Origin of the sequence: Dapis brunnea BLCC-M229 (assembly GCF_050015995.1) — a bacterium.
Lineage (GTDB): Bacteria > Cyanobacteriota > Cyanobacteriia > Cyanobacteriales > Microcoleaceae > Trichodesmium.
This window is the reverse complement of record NZ_JBNHEP010000170.1, coordinates 34,691-52,853: the sequence shown is the minus strand read 5'-3', so window position 1 is coordinate 52,853 and position 18,163 is coordinate 34,691. Positions and strand designations below refer to the sequence as shown.

Sequence of the window (18,163 nt, the reverse complement as noted above, 5' to 3'; positions counted from 1 at the left end):
TATCAAAAATTGAGATAAAAAATGTTGAGTAGAGGGAGAAATTTTTAAGTTAATTTGATTGAATAAGAAGTAGAGGAAAATTGTACAATAAAAGAGGGAGTAGGGAGTAGGGGGGAAATAATTGATGATTTCTTTGGGATAATTGATTTTATTTTTTATTATTGGAGATGTCTAATGAAAAATCCCAATACAAAATATGACTTTCTAATTGTAGGTAGTGGCATATTTGGTATTACTGCTGCCGTGGAATTAGGAAAAAGAAAATATAAGGTGGCAGTTATCAACCCAGATACTATTCCCCATCATCTGGCAGCTTCTACTGATATTACTAAAGTTGTGCGTATGGAATATGGCACGGATCGAGAATATTTCCACATGGCAGAAATATGTATTGACCGATGGAAAGAGTGGAATGAGCTTTTCGGGGAAAAGTTGTATCACGAAGTAGGTTTTTTAATGCTTTGCAAAGATAAGATTGAAAGCGATCGCCACAGCTTTGAAAAATCAAGTTATCAAAATCTTATCGAAAGTGGTTATTCGCCAGATAGAATGAATGCTGAAAGTATCAAAGAACGTTTTCCGGTGGTGAATACCTCAGTTTACATAGATGCCAATTTTAATCCCAAAGCAGGTTATGTAGAATCTTCCTTAGTAGTGGAAAAACTGACTGAGTATGCTTGCTCTTTGGGTGTAGAAATTTATCAATGGCAAACCGCAGAAAGTTTTATCGTTGAAAACGGAAAGCTACAAGGAGTCAAAACTAGAGAAGGAAATACTTTTCAATGCGGTCATGCGTTGGTAGCAGCAGGTGCTAATACTCCCTATCTTTTGCCAGAGCTACAACCTTACATGAAAGTGACTGGTCATCCTGTCTTTTGGTTAAAACCTCAAAACCCCAAATATTTTTCATCACCTTATTTGAGTGTTTTTGCTGCCGATATTTCTAATTCTGGTTGGTATGGTTTTCCGTTTTTACCTAAATATGGTGTTGTCAAGATAGCCAAACATTCTACTGGTGTACCTATTCACCCTGAAAATAGCGATCGCCAAATTAAGGATAATGAGGTGGAGAAGATGCGGTCTTTTCTAAAGATGACTTTCCCCGATCTGGTAGATGCACCTTTGGTATATACTCGCAGATGTTTATATACTGATACCCTTGACGGACACTTCTGGATAGATAACCATCCAGAAATTCAAGGTCTTTCTGTTAGTAGTGGTGGTAGCGGTCATGGATTTAAAATGGCACCTTTATTAGGGGAAATTGCAGCAGATGTTGTGGAAGGGAAGTCAAATCAATTTTCCCAAAGGTTTAGATGGCGACATTTAACACCCGATACTGTTCAAGTTGAAGAAGCTAGAGGTGTTGAAATTTAGTGCCATTTCCGCTCTTCAACTCCTAAATATCACGAAATAGAGCATCAAAAATAGAACGGGAAATTCTAAATTTGATTTTGACTAGATTTTGATAAAATTTATCTTTATTACCTATTTCTATTTTTTCCTCAATTAAAAAGATGATAGGAGACGAATCAATTAAAATTTTCAAGATTTTACTACCTTTGTTCCTGCTCTATATCCTCTGAAGAAAGATAGGAAAACTCAATGCCTAATAAATCCAATATTTGCAACAATTATTCAGAATCAATTTCCATAATTTCAGGAATTTTTCTCAAACTAATTAATCTGGTTATCAAAGCTCCTAAGACAAATAAAAACTTTTCCTTTTGTTCGGGTTAGACAAAAATTGATAAAGCAGTAGCAATACCTTTTACAGCGGTTTTCATTTCGGTAGACCAAAGTAGGGACGTTCCATGGAACGTCCCTAGTGGGTTTTGGTTGTGACGATCTAGTTCATCAATTTGAAAAGCGCTGTAAATCAACAGTAAGTGTCATTTCAGTTATCAGTTATAACAGGGAATAGGGTATAGGGTATAGGGAACAGGGAAAAGTTGGAAGAATATTGGCGAGCTTCTAGCTCGCACTGGGTAAATGACATTTTTAAAGATGAAACATACTTTATAATAATTGGATTTCCCTATTACTTTTGCCTTTTAACTTTTGCCTTTTGAATTTAAATTAACCCTGCTTGCTGAAAAACTTGTTCAACAGTTATTTCTAATTCTGGCAAAACTTCATCTTTTAAACTTTCTTGCCCTCGTTTAGTTTGTGGCGGAGCATCAGGATAAAAAATAGTAATGCTTTTTGCTTGTGAATCAACAATCCAAACTCTTAAAACTCCTGCATTCAAATAATCTGTTGCTTTTTCACTTAAATCCCCAAAAGATTGACCAGGAGATATAATTTCAATAGTTAATTCAGGAGGAAACGGACACAGTTCATCTTCAAATCTTTCTACGGGTAATTTCTCATAAGAAATATATAACAAATCGGGTAAAGAAACCCAATCTTTTCCATTTATTTGTAGAGTAACTCCCCATTCTATTTCTACTTCTCCTTTTGATTTACTCCAGTTAGTAAGAAGTAGATAAAGAGTACCTTTTAAGCGATAATGAAATCTTTTTGGAGACATTTTAGATTGTACTTTTCCTTCAATTAATTCATAAGTAATATCCCCTTCTGGAAGAGCTAAAAACTGTTCTAAATTTAGTTGTGTCTCTACAATCATAGTTATTTTTATTATTTAGCTAAATCAGAACTTATATTATGTCTGGATAATTAGTGATAAAAAAAATTTTTGTTTGTAGTAGGGCTTTAGCCCGATATATAGATAGGGCTAAAGCCCTACTACAAGCTTTAATTATAACTATTCAACCTGAACATGATATTATATCAACTCCGGTAGCATTAGTATTGCATAGTAGAGGTAAATCAGAAGTCAGAAGTTATAATTTAAAGAAGAAAAAACTTTAAACCTAGGGTAAATGTTTATTGAGTTTTTACAGAAACGATACCAACTAACATTATATTATACCAAATCTCAAAAATTTTGCTACATCTGATTGGGTGGCATAGGGGAGAGTGGGGGAAGGATAAAAATAGCAATAATATTATGTGCGGATAATTAGCGATAGAAGTCCGTTTCCCTGCGCGACATGAAACGCGGAGCGAAACAAAAAACTTCCTCCTCTTCCCTCCTGACTCCTATCCCAAAAGTACATACGTTTGCAAAAATATCAAATAGGTTCTATAATTACTCGATAGCATTGACGACTGCCAAAGTATCAATATATTGTCTAAACTTTACTACTTTGCCATTTTTCAATGTCCAGATGGAAGCCGTCGGTGCTATCATCTTCTTACCAGTTGCTTTATAGGTAGCACTGTCAGTTCCAAGGGTGACTACAATATCACCTGCATCAATAAACTCATCTACATGAGCTGTAAAGTTATCCCACTCTGCCCCAATTTTGGCAAAGACTCCATTTAAAACTGCTTCGTATCCTTTAAAAACACCACCATAAGGAATTCCATCTGATTCAATCCACTCTATAGAGGGATCTAGCAATGCAGATACTGAATCAATATCACCTTCGGAAAATGCTTGATAAAGGCGCTTAATGACATCAATGTTACTCATAATTTATCTTCCCATTATGACTTCATTCAGGTTTTTTCTCCAAAAAACTGCTAGTTTGTTTGATTCCGTTTTTATGAATTTGATGATAACGGTATTCTAGAGATTGAACCATTCTTATTTTTCAATTTTGGCGTTGCTGAAACACTGTATGAAATTCCTAAATTTATAATATCTAAAGCAGACCTATTTCCCCTCTAACTGCCGCGCTTCCTGACTCCTGACTCCTGTAAAATCATACTTTTATTCAGCAACGCCTCAATTTTTAACGGTCTTCCTACAGAAAAATCATACTCTAATTCAGTAAAGACTTAACCGCCAATACCCAACCTACCAGCTAAAGCTGGAGTTAGAGGGAACAAAGTAGCGATCGCCAAAAACAAAGCTAACAAACACAAAGCAGCTCGCGCATCATCTGGTTCAGTTAATTCATTTAAACAAGGGCGTTCTAAATTTCGCTGTAATACCAAAATAATAATCGCCCAATACAACGCCAAAGGATTAACCAAAGAAGCGATCGCCAAGACTATAAAAGTGAAAAATGTTGCTCTACCTGCAACTTTCCGACCATAAACTGCTTGAATAATTCTACCACCATCCAACTGACCCGCTGGCATCAGATTAATTGCTGTAATAAGTAAACCCAACCAACCCATAATTGCCAGTGGGTGAACATCTACTATATTTTGATGTACTGCCGGACCTAAAATCGCTCGCGCCAAACTTCCCACCAAAACAGAAGCTTTGAAAAATTCTGATGGCATCTGAAACATACTACCTTCGTGGGAAAGTAACAAACCTCCTAATAACATTGCCAAAGAAATTATTCCTCCCGCAGCAGGTCCAGCAAAAGCGACATCAAACAGAACTCTTCGGTTAGGGATCGTGGACTCAAAACGGTTAACAGAACCAAAACTACCAATTTGCCAAGCGGGGAGAAAGAACGGCCAACTAAAGCGAACATTGTGACGTTTTGCCAAGACTTGGTGAGCTATTTCGTGACCGCCCAAAACTATCCACAGACCAATGACAACGGGTAATGCTTCTTGATATCTCATGGGTTGGTTGAAAAAGTCGAACCCTAACAACAACCCACCCGCTTCAAAACTGGTGGCAATAGTCGCAAGTAATAGAATAACTGCCAGAATTTTTTGGGATGTAGTGGCAGGTAATGGGTCATTTTTGCTTGGTAAAATGATAACTACTGGTTTAGCTTCTGGACTTTCCAATAAAAATAGTCGGTAGCGATCGCTCAGTTTTTCTGCCAATTTTGCTGATAATATAGTATGAACTTTTTCTGTATCTCCCCGTAAATTTCCCTTGAAAATAGCTCCCTCTTGATAAGGAATAGTTTCTGTTGCAAAAAAGGTATCGATACCAAAAATGTCTTTAACTTTTTGCAAGTCTTCAGTTGGAATAGGAATAAATTCTAGAGTTTCTTCTTTTTTATCTGCCTCGTTTTCTATTTTCTCTAGATTTGGTAGTTGAGTTTTCTCTTCGCTGAAAGCAGGTTTTGAGGAGTTACTAATGGATTGAATCTCGGGTTTATTTTCTGCTTCTTGAGCTGCTATTATTCGTAATTGCCTTCCCAAATAAATGTACAATCCTGTACAAGCTATTAGCAGAAATAGAATCAATACTAAGTTGATATAAATTCCCGCAGCAAATAGAGCAAAAAATAGTAGCCAAGGTGCCATTAAAACTACTGATTGTAACCAGGCTAAAATGCCTGTTTTACCATAAGGTCTAGCTCTGTAGTATCCCCAGCCCAGAATTCCCAGAGCAATCAAAGCTACTATTACTGTGGTTGTATTTTCGGATGTAGTATACATAATTTATGTGAGATTCTAAAGTCACTTCAGTTATCAGTTAACAGTTATCAATACCTCCTTATCCATTGTAATAAGGAGGCTTGAAACATTGAATTTTCTTTTTTTATCCCCTTGTAGAGCAACAGCTCGCGCCACAGCCAAGGAGAGGCTTGAGACCTTATTTTCTGGTAACAAGCAATAAGCTTTCCATAGATATATAAAAACATTGTTTGATTCTCAAAGGAAATAGTTGGCTTGTTTATTTTTTTATTGTTTATAACTATCTTTGAATAATTTCACAACTTAATTTTTTACGATTATAGTTGATAAAAGTTTCAGTTATCCTTAGTATTATATTTGCCTAATTTTTTACCTAAATATTTTTTTTTAGTCGATTAATTTTTGACTTCAAATATTGCTGATAATAATTGAGTGAATCATGATTTTCTCTTGCCAGAAAAATAATTAGGTAAAGCTACTCCTGTAGTAATTTTTCTGTACCTTCTACATCAACATGAATATGACTCCGATGCTTGGCAGATGTATAATTTGGATTTAGTCTAATTGCTTGATTATAATCGGCGATCGCTCCCCAATTATCCCCCACTTTTCGCAGTACATTTCCCCGTCTATAATAAGCTTTTGGATAGGTAGAATTTATTTTAATCGCCTCATTATAATCAGCAATTGCTCCTTGATAGTCTTCTAATTTGTCTTTAACATCACCTCTATAAATATAAGCATCTGCATGACTAGGGTCTCTCTCTATTGCCAGATCGAATTCTGCTAAGGCTGATTGATAATTTTGTTGTTCATATTTAGCTAATCCCCGTTCATAAAAATCCTTAAATTCTGGCTGCTCATTTTCTGTTGTTGTCGATACTTCTGTTTCTAAATAATTTTTTTTTGTATCTACTTGAGTTTTATTAGCATTAACCAAGTTGACATTTGTTAGAGAATTACTTACTATGCTACTTCCTGCTAAAGCCTCTTTTCTAGCCCATTTATCTGCAGACAAAATATCATCGAGGCTAGGATTTTCTTGATAACTTGACTTATGTTTTTCACATACATATTCAATCAATTTAGGAATATCCAAAAAAGGAATTTTTTCTTCTAAAAACAATGCTACAGCCTGTTCATTTGCTGCATTCAAAACTGCAGGCATAGAACCACCCATACGACCTGTAGCATAAGCTAACTGAATGCAAGGATATTTCAAATTATCAGGTTCCTTGAAAGTCAGAGTTCCAGCTTTAACTAAATCTAACTGTTCCCAATCAGTATAAATCCTTTCCGGCCAAGATAAAGCGTAAAGCAAAGGTAAACGCATATCCGGCCAACCCAATTGAGCTAAAACAGAAGTATCTTGTAACTCTATTAAAGAGTGAATTATACTCTGAGGATGAATGACTATATCAATATTGTCATAATCCAATCCAAACAAATAATGAGCTTCAATAACTTCCAAACCTTTGTTCATCATTGTGGCAGAATCAACTGTGATTTTTCTACCCATTGACCAGTTAGGATGTTTAATAGCATCTGCCACTTTTACATTTGATAATCTCTCAATTGGCCAGTCTCTAAAAGCTCCACCAGAAGCAGTTAAAATAATTCTGCGTAAACCATCTTTAGGTATACCTTGAAGACATTGAAAAATTGCTGAATGCTCTGAGTCTGCTGGTAATAATTTTACTCCATATTTTTCAATTAAAGGATTAACAACTGGACCTGCTGCGATAAGTGTTTCTTTATTTGCTAAAGCAATATCTTTGCCTGCTTTAATCGCAGCAATAGTAGGTAATAAACCAGCACAACCGACAATACCTGTCACTACTGCTTCTGATTTACCATATCTAGCTACTTCTATCACACCATCTTGGCCAGCAAACAATTGAGGTTGAGGTTGGAGGTCAGCAATGGCCTCTTGTAGTTTCAGAAATTTGGACTCATCATTAATAGCAACAATTTGAGGGCGAAACTGTCTTACCTGTTGGGCCAATATTTTGACGTTGCTTCCAGCAGCTAACCCAATAACTCGAAATTTGTCTGGGTTGTGAGTCACAATGTCTAAGGTTTGAGTACCAATAGACCCTGTAGATCCCAAGATTGTAATTGCTTTCATATTTTTTTTAGGAAGTTATCCACAATTCCACTATACGATTCATTGGTCATTTTGGGTTAAGAACAAGCTTACTGGGGTAATAGATTTTAGTGATTCAGATTTTTAATACAATTGAAAGATAAATTAGAATTATGATTACAAATTATTGCAGATTCATCAAAAATTACATATACTGTTGTATGGATATTTATCCTCTCATGGATTAAACAACATAAGTTTCTAGTGAGTGAATTAAATTTGATATTTAAAAATATCGTTCAGTTATAAGTTTATCTTGTTCTATTAGTCTAAAAAAATATTTATGAGCGAAGAATGTACAGGAATATTATGTTTTTTTTCAAACCAATCATAGGTAGTCCTGCATGGTAATGGTGAGGATATATATTTTTTAATTTCTCCCACACTCCCCATCACCCCATCACCCCATCACCCCACACTCCCAGTGCTTCCTTTACCATTACTATGCACCACCACCCAATCATACTTAAGTCTTGTTTTTTGACAATTATTAAAATTTAACTTGGAAAAATAATGTCATTTATGATATTTTTTTTCCACCTTTAATATTCCCCATATGTAAGATAATAGTATAAAGAAAATCGACCTCTCCGGAAAAGAGGGAGTAGGGAGTAGGGGGAAATAATTGATTATTTATGTGCGATAATTGATTTGATTTTTTATTATCACCGGATGTCTAATAGACTAGATATAGCATAACCATCAAAACTGATAGTTAAAAACTTAGTAAACCTGCCCAGAATTTTCTCAATAAGCTATTATATATATAACAAAAATTTATTTCTGTGAAATATGAATAATTTAATTAAGGAAATACGTCAATCTATCCGACTTATTAAAAATGACATGATTCATAAGTATTATGACATGAGAATTAATCAAGTTGAAGACCCATACCGAGCAATGTTCAGAACGGAACCATACAAGTTCCTTTTTATTCTCAGCCATATGCGTTCTGGTTCTTCATTATTAGCTAATATATTAAGTTCTCATAGAGAAATTTTAGGATATGGCGAAACTCACATTCAATATGCCTCTGAATTTGATTTGAATAAATTAGTATTTAAAGTGTATCATAAAACCCAAAATATTCGCAGGTTGCAAGACTTAAAAAAATTGAGAATGAATCATAAATATATTCTCGATAAAGCTTTACACAATAAGATTTTTTTAGATGAAAAATTGTTAACTTCGGAAGAATTATATAGTATATTTCTCATCAGAGATCCAGAGAGAACAATAGCTAGTATTCTCGATCTCAAGCCACACTGGAGTGAAGAAAAAGCATTGAATTACTATTTAGAACGCTTATCAACTTTAGAAAGATATGCAAAGTTAATTAATAACAAAGAACGGAGTTTGCTAATTACCTACGATCAACTGGTGAATCAAACGGATTTAGTTTTTGATGCTTTAAAAAAAGTTCTTGGAACAAAATCAGAATTTTCGGAAGAATACAAAGTAACGAATAAAACAGGAATGGCTGGAATAGGTGATTCTAAAGAGAACATCAAAGCAGGTCGTATTGTCAGAAATCCTAGAAAATTAGCACAAAAAATAGCTCCGAAATCAATTGCAGAAGGGATTAAACAGTTTGAAAGTTGTGTGTCAACACTTTCTGAGTATTGTAGCTTCGTGAAAAATCCTAACTAATACCGTTTCACGGAAGTCACCCATTCAAAAGTTAAAAGTTAAAAGTAAGATTTTATAGATTCAAAACTTTGACACTACAGTAATTTTAGGAAATTATTTCACATCTAAAGTTTCAAACTATTTGTAACATTCTTTTTTCAAATTGATATAAGCTATTCAGAAAATGAGTGAAAAAATTATGGGAATACTTGTTGAAAAAGTGCAAAAAAATAGGCGTTGCTGAAATGTAATGGTAAGTAGCTGAAGGTAAAATTGAAAAACTTATGTTTAGCGTTGATACTTAATCTAAAAATCATTACCACTCAGCAACGCAAAAAAATAAGGTTTAACCTACATTCCGTACTTCAAAACCTAGTATATAAAGATCACTAGTCAGGTAGGAAAGCTGTAGAATTGCCGATGTACAGTCAGGAGCGAGTAGTAGTCGCTAATTCTCGAAATAAATTAATTATTTATACTTAATATTTTGCTGAATATTTTGCTGATGATTTGACTCTTAGCAAAGGCTAATTAAAGATAATTTACCGGATAATTAATAATTAAATAATTAAATAATTAAACAGTTTAGGTTAAAAGCCTCCCCTTAGGATAAGGGAAAAAAGCGGTCGTTTGCGGAGCATTCCGTCAGGATGGGATGGCGAGGTTTCCCGCTCTTACAGCCGCTCCGCTTTTCATGTCGGCTCTTAGCCGAAACGACATATCAAAATCTCCCCTTGAGAATAAATTTTTTCCTTATTAGTCAATCCTCTCCCTAAAAGGGAGAGGTAATTATCCATTATCCATTAATGAAGTGGTATAAATACTTAGAGAATCGCCAGTTTTTGTGCTTTGTGCTACTTTTTCTGTTACAAATTGACGTGCGGAATGTGGGATTTTAAAATATGACGCTTTTGCCACCGCCTGTTGTGAGTAGGCTAGTTATTATAGCAGCATTAGTTTTATTTATCTGTAGTAGTTTACGCCATGCCTTGTTCTACTCTACAGGATTTGACTTGGGTATTTATGACCAAGTTGTATATTTGATTAGTCAAGGAGAATCTCCCATTTCTTCTTTTTTGGGGTATCACCATCTGGGAAATCATGCAGCTTGGGCTGTCTATCCTCTAGGATTATTCTATATGATTTATCCTGATGTCCATTGGCTACTTTTACTACAAGCTGTATGTTTAGCCTTGGGAAGTTGGCCTACTTGGTGTTTGGCCAGACTTGCGGGGTTAGATCGAGGACAAGCAGTAGCGATCGCTATTTCCTATCTTTTATACCCAGTAATTTTTAATATCAATTTATTTGATTTTCACCCGGAAGTAATGGCTTTGCCTGCTATTTTAGGGGCAATTTTAGCAGCTAGACTAAAGCGTATTTTCTGGTTTTGTCTGGCTATTATTTGGGTGTTAGGTTGTAAAGCGGTTTTATCATTGACTGTAGCTTTTATAGGTTTATGGTTACTAGGTTTTGAAAAGCGTAAGTTTTGTGGTTTAATTGCTCTTTTTTTAGGTATTTTTTGGTTTATAGTTGTCACTCAGGGAATAATTCCTTTTTTCAGTGGTGAAGAAGTAGCTGGAGTTGGTCGTTATAGTTATCTGGGAGATTCGGTTGTGGGAATAATAATTAATATTTTGCTACAACCAGGAGCAGTGTTAGGGAAGATATTATCTTGGGAAACTATCAAATATATTTTTGTGTTATTTTTACCTGTAATTTGGGGAATATTTCCACTGCTTCAGACAAATCAAGCTATCTTACCCAATCTTATCCCTCTAATTCCAACTATTCCAACAATTATGTTGAATGTTCTGTCTGAAGTATCATTTCAGAGAAGTTTAAATTATCAGTATTCGTTACCTGCAATTAGTTTTTTATTATTAACAGTAATTTCCTGTTTAGCAGCAGCTTATCAAACAGAAAATCAAAGTATTCAGATAGAATCAAGTTGGATAATCAAGTTAGAAATTCCCAAATTTAATCTGAGATTACCAATACCAAATTTTCAATATCCCCGAATAATTATTTTGTGGTCTACTTTAATATTTCTCTTATTTGGTAATGTAGCAAGTTTATTTTCTTATGTGGGTAGTTTTGATACTTGGCAAGCCACAAATAATGCAATTACTTACGTCAAAACTAAAGGAGGGGTACTCACAGATAATCGATTAGCACCCCATTTTACTCATCGTTCAATGGTAAAATTATTAAATCAAACACAACCAGATAATTTAGATGAATTTGATTATGTAGTTTTGAATTTACGTCATCCTTGGCCGGATACTGAAGAGGCTAGTATTATTCTGTCTAAAAATCTCCAAAATAACCAAGAATGGGAGTTAAATTATCAACAAAATGATGTAATGGTATTTGGAAGAAGGGAGTAGGGAGTAGGGAAAAAACTAATAGAAAAGAACAAAAACAACTGTGTTATTTTTACGTTTAAGTCCCCAATTATTCCATAATTAAGTTGGCCTGTCTTGTTTATACTAACCCCTATAATCTATATTTTTCAAGATTTTCTCATACTACTAGCGTGTCTAGATTAAAATTGTGGGTAAAACCTAGCCCCCCAACCGCTAAAAATGGTAATTCTCAAACGATTAAAATCTGATTTTTTACTTCAAATAACTATCAAAGTCTTTGTTTGTAGTAGGGCTTTAGCCCGAAGTATAGACAGGGCTAAAGCCCTACTACGAGCTTTTACTTACTGCTAAATATGGTAATTCTCAAACGATTAAAATCTGATTTTTTACTTCAAATAACTATCAAAGTCTTTGTTTGTAGTAGGGCTTTAGCCCGAAGTATAGACAGGGCTAAAGCCCTACTACGAGCTTTTACTTACTGCTAAATATGGTAATTCTCAAACGATTAAAATCCGAGCTTCTATTTCAAATAACCATCATTGCTGCCATAATTTTATTTATCTGTAGCAGTGTGCGTCACTTATTATTTCAATCTAGTGCTTTTGAAATGGGAATTTATGACCAAGTTACTTATTTAATAAGTCAAGGTTTACCTCCCATTTCTTCTTTTTTAGACATACATCATTTAGGTAATCATGCTGCTTGGGCAATGTATCCCGTGGCATTACTTTATAAAATTTATCCTTCAGTTTATTGGCTATTATTAATACAAGCAATTTGTTTAGCAATAGGAACTTTACCTACTTGGAGTTTAGCGCGTCATGCAGGGTTAAATAAACAGCAAGCTTTTGCTATAGTAATGGTTTATTTATTATACCCAGTGGTGTTTAATCTCAACTTATTTGATTTTCATCCAGAGGTAATGGCATTGTCAGCAATCTTAGGAGCAATTTTAGCAGCAAAATTAGATAAAACTGTTTGGTTTTGTTTAGCTATTCTTTGGGTTTTAGGTTGTAAAGATGCTTTATCTTTACCTGTCGCTGCCATGGGTTTTTGGTTATACTTCTATGAAAAAAAGCGAGTATGTGGTGCAATAGCTTTATTTGCTGGTGTGGCTTGGTTTATTATTGCTACTCAGATACTAATACCTTATTTTAAGGACGGTCTACCACCAGGAGGAGTCGGACGTTATCGATATTTAGGAAACTCCATACCAGAAATTTTATTGAATCTTTTGTTAAGACCCGAACTGGTTTTTGGCAGATTAATTTCTCTCAAAACTTTAGAATATTTATTTTTGCTAAATCTGCCGATAATTTGGTGGATTGCTCCTAAATATTTAACTCCTTTAATAGCTGCTTCTCCAGTTTTAGCTATGAATATTCTCTCTAAAATTGATGCTCAACGAGATTTAATTCATCAATATTCTTTGCCAATATTGCCTTTTTTGTTAATGGCTGTAATTTATACGATCGCTGATGGTAAATGTGGTTTATGGTATTGGCTCTGGAATTTACGTCGCCCCCAAGAAGATAAGGGTAAAAATATATCTACAATTGTTAGTAACCGCTTACCAAAATTTATAATCATTTGGTCTTGCATCGGATTTTTAGCTTTGGCTAAATATGGTTATTTTTGGTCGATTTATTTAGATTATTTAGATACTTGGCAAGCAGCACGAACGGCAGTTAGTTTAGTTCAGACAAAAGGTGGTGTTTTAACTACTTCGGAAATTACTCCTCATTTAAGTCACCGTCAGTTTATTAAGTTAATTGTTGAAGAAGATAATTTACCTAGAGATGAAGCTTTAGCTGAGTATGATTATGTATTAGTAAATGTACGTCATCCCGGTTGGAAAAGTAGTCAGGAATATTCGCGTAAATTAGTCGATAAACTCAAGGTTAATTCAGAATTTCAGCTTAGTTACCAACAGGATGATGTTTATTTGTTTGAAAATCAGGAGTTGGTGAATAGAGCTATGAAATAATCGCGAAAGTGTTATGAGAAACTGGGTTTTTTGGAGACAGATATCAGTATGCTAAGAAACCTAAAACAAACCCTGTTTCTACAATACCAGAAAATCATAGCGACCCATCACCAACGTCGTAAATAAAGAATAGACTTCTGCCAAAATTAATATTAAATCTGCTGGTTTTTGATTAATCAGGCAATTCATAAATTGCCCCTACAAAAAACCGAATTTATAGATGCTTTGTGTAAATTATGACTTATATCATGTCCGCTGGTATCGGAGCGTATAAACCAAAGGATGAATATCTACAGAAAATTTAAGTTTTTTCGGGGTTAATACCCTTAATTCCTAGATAACTAAAGCCTTCCAAAGCAAATTTCAGAATTCAGAATTCAGAATTCTGAATTCTGAATTATTACCCTTTTACAATACCGATGCTACCGGACATGATATTAATTACTTATGCTCTGGATGAGTTAATTCTGTTGTATTTTCTCCCATTTGATTTATCTGAGCAATCATTTGATATAGTCTACCTGTATCTTTTTGGTTAAAGTTCATAATTAAACGTGGTAAGTGGGAAGTTTCATCTTCTGACTCTTCTGGTAACACTTGACTTTTTTCAATCTTTCCTACAGTCAAAATATCCCTAAATTCTTGATTCAAAAAGTCTACATTATTTTGTGAAATTTCTGAGTTGAGACGAATCACAAACTTCTCTCCTACATAACGACTAGAATGATATACTTGATAAAAACTGGCGATCGCTTGATAAGCTGATTCTAAGTTATCAGTAATAGTATAAAAATTAGTATCTTCTGGACTAATTAAACCTCGTCGCAGCAATTGTTTATGAATAAAATCATTCCAGTCATGCCAATAATTTCCACCAGGATAATCTATTAATACCAGAGGAGCAGGACCATATTTACCTGTTTGTGTTAATGTTAAACTTTCAAATGCCTCATCTAGGGTACCAAAACCACCAGGAAATAAAACCAAAGCATCACTTTCTTTGAGGAAAAATAATTTACGAGTAAAAAAGTATTTAAAGTTAATTAATTTATTGTCACCTTCTATGAATGGATTAGACTCTTGCTCAAAAGGTAACTGAATATTTAGACCGAAAGATTTGTCGTTTCCTGCACCTTCATTACCAGCTTGCATTATCCCCGGACCAGCACCCGTCATTACCATAAAACCTTGTTTAGTAATGTTATTAGCGAACTGTACTGCCATTTTATATTCTGGAGTATCTGGGGATATTCGTGCAGAACCAAATATGGTAATTTTACGAATATGGCGATAGGGATAAAATGTTTTAAATCCCTTTTCCATATCTTGTAAAGAGGCAGCTAATATCTTCCAGTCTAGACGCTCAAGTTCTTCTCCTGCCATACGAACTATAGTGGAGAGCGATCGCCCGATCCATTTTTGCTGTTTCAAGTTAGGCAAATTCTTGAGTAATTTGCTCACTTCCGCCTCAATAAATTCAATTGTGGATTTATCAAAATCTGAGGCCATAGATTGTTTCTATATCCTAGACAACTTTATTTACTTATAACAGATATCAGGTATCAGTTATCAGTTGTCAGAAGTAATCTCTGAGTAAGTTACACTACTCAATAATAAAATTTGTAGTAGCGTGTCTAGATTAAAATTGTGGGTATTTGAACGAGCAACGAGCGAAGACCTCTCCCCCAAGCCTTCTCCTCCTCTTGATAGGGGAGAGTTTGCCCCCTTTGAAAAGCAGAGCTGTTTCATTCTCTTGTAAGAGAGATGGGAAGATAGGGAGATGGGTTTAGGGGGGAGATTTCCCAACTATTTGTGGAAAAATCATCAAATTTGTCCCGCAATTATTTTAGTTCATTAATCAATTTTCAGTCGTTTGAGCTACTCTCATCAGAATAATTACTCCCTGAGTAATTAACTGATTCCTGCAAATATCAGTAAATAATCGCATTATTTGGGGATTTTTCTAGGGCTAAACGGCTGTAGAATCCGAAAATCTCTGCTTATTACTTTTTGAAACAGCCCTCCCCTTTGAAAGGGGGGTAAGGGGGGATAGTTGTGGGGTTGGGTTAGGTTTTTTTGCCCACATTTTCAAGCTTGACGCGCCACTACTGGACTATTAATATCCCGTTGCTTCAGTTATTCAATATGTTCTAAAAGTAATGGCGACTTCTATTAGACATCTCCGAAAATTAAAAATCAAATCAATTCTCATCCAGAAATTATCTATTCTTTCTTCCTGTTCCCTGTTCCCTGTTCCCTCTTTTCCGGAGATGTCTATTAATTATTAGATATTAGTTAACTGACTTATGATTTGTTCTTCACTAATAACAATATTTTCTAGGGTAACCAAAAGTTGATTATCCAATAATATTTGAGTATTGTTGTCAACGTTTTCAATAGTTAACTGTTGTGGGTCTAAAACTAACCCATCATCTAAAACTACGAAATCTTCATTAATATTGAAGTCAGCAATGAAGTCTAACCCCTGATCCAGGTTTAGCACGAAGCGATCGCTACCACTACCACCAATTAATGTATTGTTACCTTCCCCACCATCTAGCAGATCGTCACCATCATCACCAAAGAGAATATCATCACCAGCATTACCAAATATGCTGTCATTACCTTCATCTCCACAGATAGTGTCATTGCCTTGATCTCCAAAGAGAACATCGTCTCCAGCTCCACCATATAGGTTGTCATCACCTTTACCACCTCGTGCCGTATCATTACCAGTACCACTAATAATAGTATCTTCAGCATGGTTGCCACTGAGGAAGTCATCTCCTGCACCACCATCAATTAAATCTTGACCTAATAAATCAACCTCAATTAGAGTCGTGTTACCACCAAAGATTGTGTCATTTCCTTCCTGTCCTAAGAGAGTATCGTTGCCTTCTTCTCCCAACATTGAATCATTATCCTTACCTCCATACATGAAGTCATTATCGTCACCTCCAAACATAATATCGTCACCACGACTAGCTGCTAGGACATCATTACCCAAACCTCCATAAACAGAATCTGCTCCAATAGCTGCTTCTGAAGAATTCGATACGGGATCGGCAACAATAAAATCATCGCCATTTTCGCCCATAAGCATATCGTCACCTTCTCCTCCGAACATAGTATCGCTTTCTTTTCCACCACGAATGCTATCAGATCCTATATCACCTATCAGTAAGTCATTACTACGGTTGCCGTTAATTGAGTCATTACCACTACCGCCGACAATGGTATCACTACCAAATACGTCTTTATCAGTACCACCTGCAGTACCACCCCAAAGAATATCATCACCATTTTCACCTAAGATAATATCATTGCCTATATCACCCCAGATTTCATCGTCTCCTTTACCTCCACGAATACTATCATCTTCCTTACCTCCAAAGATGGTATCATTTTCTTCCTTACCATTTACAAAGTCTTGACCACGATCGGAAAAAATTGAGTCATTACCCTCACCGCCAAACAAGATATCAGGACCATCAATACCTTCTATCGTATCGTTACCACCTAAAGCATCAACAGCTTCATTAAATCCATTACTAAAGATAAAGTCATTACCTTCAGTACCAAATTGTACCTGTTCAAACTCACCTGAATTGAGAACAATAGATGGCATAGCAGGTAAGTTTACAAGTTCTATAGTTGGAGCAGGGGGACATGAAAGGTCAATATCTATAGGTGGTTGTGTTGGAACTGGAGTTGGAGTCGGAGTCGGAGTTGGAACATTGTTGACTGTGACTTGAATATTTGCTTGATTTGAGAATCCGGCATCGTTGTCTGCCACTATATAGCGGATAGATGTGTTGCCAACAAAATCTGCTTCTGGAGTAAAGGTTACGTTGCCACTATCGTCTACTTGGTAGGTTCCTTCTCCTGCTATTGTTCGTGTTGTTTCCCTTTCTTTTGAATTTGGGTTTAGATCTACTGTTTTCAGGTCTAGTTCCCCATCGCTATCACTGTCGTTATTGGTGATATTGAATGTGACTGGGGTTCCTTCGTTGGTTTCAGCACTGTCATCTTCTGCTACTGGGGGTATATTTTCTGGAGTTGGAGTCGGAGTTGGAACATTATTGACTGTGACTGTTATATTGGCTTCATTGGATGTTGCCCCTTCGTTGTCTGCTACTGTGTAGGTTATACCTCCCGTACCCACAAAACCTGCAACTGGAGCAAAGGTTACGTTGCCACTATCATCTACTGTGTAAGTTCCTTCTTCTGCTACTGTTCGTGTCGTTTCTCTGTCTGTTGTACTTGGGTCTAGGTCTACTGTTGTCAGGTCTAGTTCCCCATCGCTGTCACTGTCGTTGTTGGTAATATTGAAGGTTATGGGAGTTCCTTCGTCTGTTTCTTCACTGTCATCTTCTGCTACTGGGGGTTGGTTAACATTATTGACTGTAACTGTAATATTGGCACTGTTTGATGTTGCCCCTTCGTTGTCTGCTACTGTGTAGGTTATACCTCCTGTTCCGACAAAACCTGTTTCTGGAGTGAAGGTGAGGTTTCCTTCATCATCTACTGTGTAAGTTCCTTCTCCTTCTACTGTTCTTGTTGTTTCTCTTTCTGGTGTACTTGGGTCTAGGTCTACTGTTGTTAGGTCTAGTTCCCCATCGCTATCACTGTCGTTGTTGGTAATATTGAAGGTTATGGGAGTTCCTTCGTCTGTTTCTT

Annotated in this window: 10 protein-coding genes and 1 pseudogene; 4 read left to right on the top strand and 7 right to left on the bottom strand. The window is 35.6% G+C overall.

Annotated features, from left to right (window positions below; genetic code table 11):
* Positions 1-174 precede the first annotated feature (174 nt).
* Positions 175-1,377 carry an NAD(P)/FAD-dependent oxidoreductase gene (locus ACP6PM_RS19450; protein ID WP_426587507.1) on the top strand — a complete coding sequence of 401 codons (1,203 nt, stop codon included), beginning with the start codon at positions 175-177 and terminating at the stop codon, positions 1,375-1,377.
* Between the two features lie 697 nt (positions 1,378-2,074).
* On the opposite strand, the gene ACP6PM_RS19445 is transcribed toward ACP6PM_RS19450, so the two are convergent.
* The 5 genes and pseudogenes from ACP6PM_RS19445 to dxr form a co-directional block, all read right to left on the bottom strand.
* Complete coding sequence (locus tag ACP6PM_RS19445; protein ID WP_426587505.1) at positions 2,075-2,629, bottom strand: Uma2 family endonuclease; 555 nt, start codon at positions 2,627-2,629, stop codon at positions 2,075-2,077.
* A gap of 525 nt (positions 2,630-3,154) precedes the next feature.
* Positions 3,155-3,541, bottom strand: coding sequence for a nuclear transport factor 2 family protein (locus ACP6PM_RS19440; protein WP_426587503.1), 387 nt, complete (start codon positions 3,539-3,541; stop codon positions 3,155-3,157).
* Positions 3,542-3,849: 308 nt separating this feature from the next.
* Positions 3,850-5,370 carry a site-2 protease family protein gene (locus ACP6PM_RS19435; protein WP_426587501.1) on the bottom strand — a complete coding sequence of 507 codons (1,521 nt, stop codon included), beginning with the start codon at positions 5,368-5,370 and terminating at the stop codon, positions 3,850-3,852.
* 454 nt (positions 5,371-5,824) lie between these two features.
* Complete coding sequence (locus ACP6PM_RS19430) at positions 5,825-6,289, bottom strand: tetratricopeptide repeat protein (RefSeq protein ID WP_426587551.1); 465 nt, start codon at positions 6,287-6,289, stop codon at positions 5,825-5,827.
* 24 nt (positions 6,290-6,313) lie between these two features.
* A pseudogene (dxr, locus tag ACP6PM_RS19425) lies at positions 6,314-7,477 on the bottom strand (1-deoxy-D-xylulose-5-phosphate reductoisomerase); the annotation flags it as partial.
* Positions 7,478-8,287: 810 nt separating this feature from the next.
* On the opposite strand from dxr, the gene ACP6PM_RS19420 reads away from it, so the two are divergent.
* The 3 genes from ACP6PM_RS19420 (at position 8,288) to ACP6PM_RS19410 (ending at position 13,483) form a co-directional block, all read left to right on the top strand.
* Complete coding sequence (locus ACP6PM_RS19420; RefSeq protein ID WP_426587500.1) at positions 8,288-9,148, top strand: sulfotransferase; 861 nt, start codon at positions 8,288-8,290, stop codon at positions 9,146-9,148.
* A gap of 881 nt (positions 9,149-10,029) precedes the next feature.
* Positions 10,030-11,517, top strand: coding sequence for a DUF2079 domain-containing protein (locus tag ACP6PM_RS19415; RefSeq protein ID WP_426587498.1), 1,488 nt, complete (start codon positions 10,030-10,032; stop codon positions 11,515-11,517).
* A gap of 466 nt (positions 11,518-11,983) precedes the next feature.
* Positions 11,984-13,483 (top strand): DUF2079 domain-containing protein, encoded by a 1,500-nt coding sequence (locus ACP6PM_RS19410; RefSeq protein WP_426587496.1) that lies wholly within the window; start codon positions 11,984-11,986, stop codon positions 13,481-13,483.
* A gap of 441 nt (positions 13,484-13,924) precedes the next feature.
* Here ACP6PM_RS19410 and ACP6PM_RS19405 read toward each other — a convergent pair whose 3' ends face one another.
* Together ACP6PM_RS19405 and ACP6PM_RS19400 are read right to left on the bottom strand one after the other, a co-directional pair.
* The gene (locus tag ACP6PM_RS19405) at positions 13,925-14,992 is read right to left on the bottom strand and encodes an LOG family protein (RefSeq protein ID WP_426587492.1); all 1,068 of its coding nucleotides are present in this window, start codon (positions 14,990-14,992) and stop codon (positions 13,925-13,927) included.
* A 775-nt stretch (positions 14,993-15,767) separates the two neighbouring features.
* The coding region (locus ACP6PM_RS19400) for an Ig-like domain-containing protein (protein ID WP_426587490.1) at positions 15,768-18,163 on the bottom strand (2,396 nt) is incomplete at its 5' end.

Coding starts and splice junctions, on each gene's coding strand:
- ACP6PM_RS19420 (WP_426587500.1), top strand. CDS start 8,288: ATGAATAATTTAATTAAGGAAATACGTCAATCTATCCGACTTATTAAA.
- ACP6PM_RS19410 (WP_426587496.1), top strand. CDS start 11,984: ATGGTAATTCTCAAACGATTAAAATCCGAGCTTCTATTTCAAATAACC.
- ACP6PM_RS19440 (WP_426587503.1), bottom strand. CDS start 3,541: ATGAGTAACATTGATGTCATTAAGCGCCTTTATCAAGCATTTTCCGAA.
- ACP6PM_RS19435 (WP_426587501.1), bottom strand. CDS start 5,370: ATGTATACTACATCCGAAAATACAACCACAGTAATAGTAGCTTTGATT.
- ACP6PM_RS19405 (WP_426587492.1), bottom strand. CDS start 14,992: ATGGCCTCAGATTTTGATAAATCCACAATTGAATTTATTGAGGCGGAA.
- ACP6PM_RS19450 (WP_426587507.1), top strand. CDS start 175: ATGAAAAATCCCAATACAAAATATGACTTTCTAATTGTAGGTAGTGGC.
- ACP6PM_RS19445 (WP_426587505.1), bottom strand. CDS start 2,629: ATGATTGTAGAGACACAACTAAATTTAGAACAGTTTTTAGCTCTTCCA.
- ACP6PM_RS19415 (WP_426587498.1), top strand. CDS start 10,030: ATGACGCTTTTGCCACCGCCTGTTGTGAGTAGGCTAGTTATTATAGCA.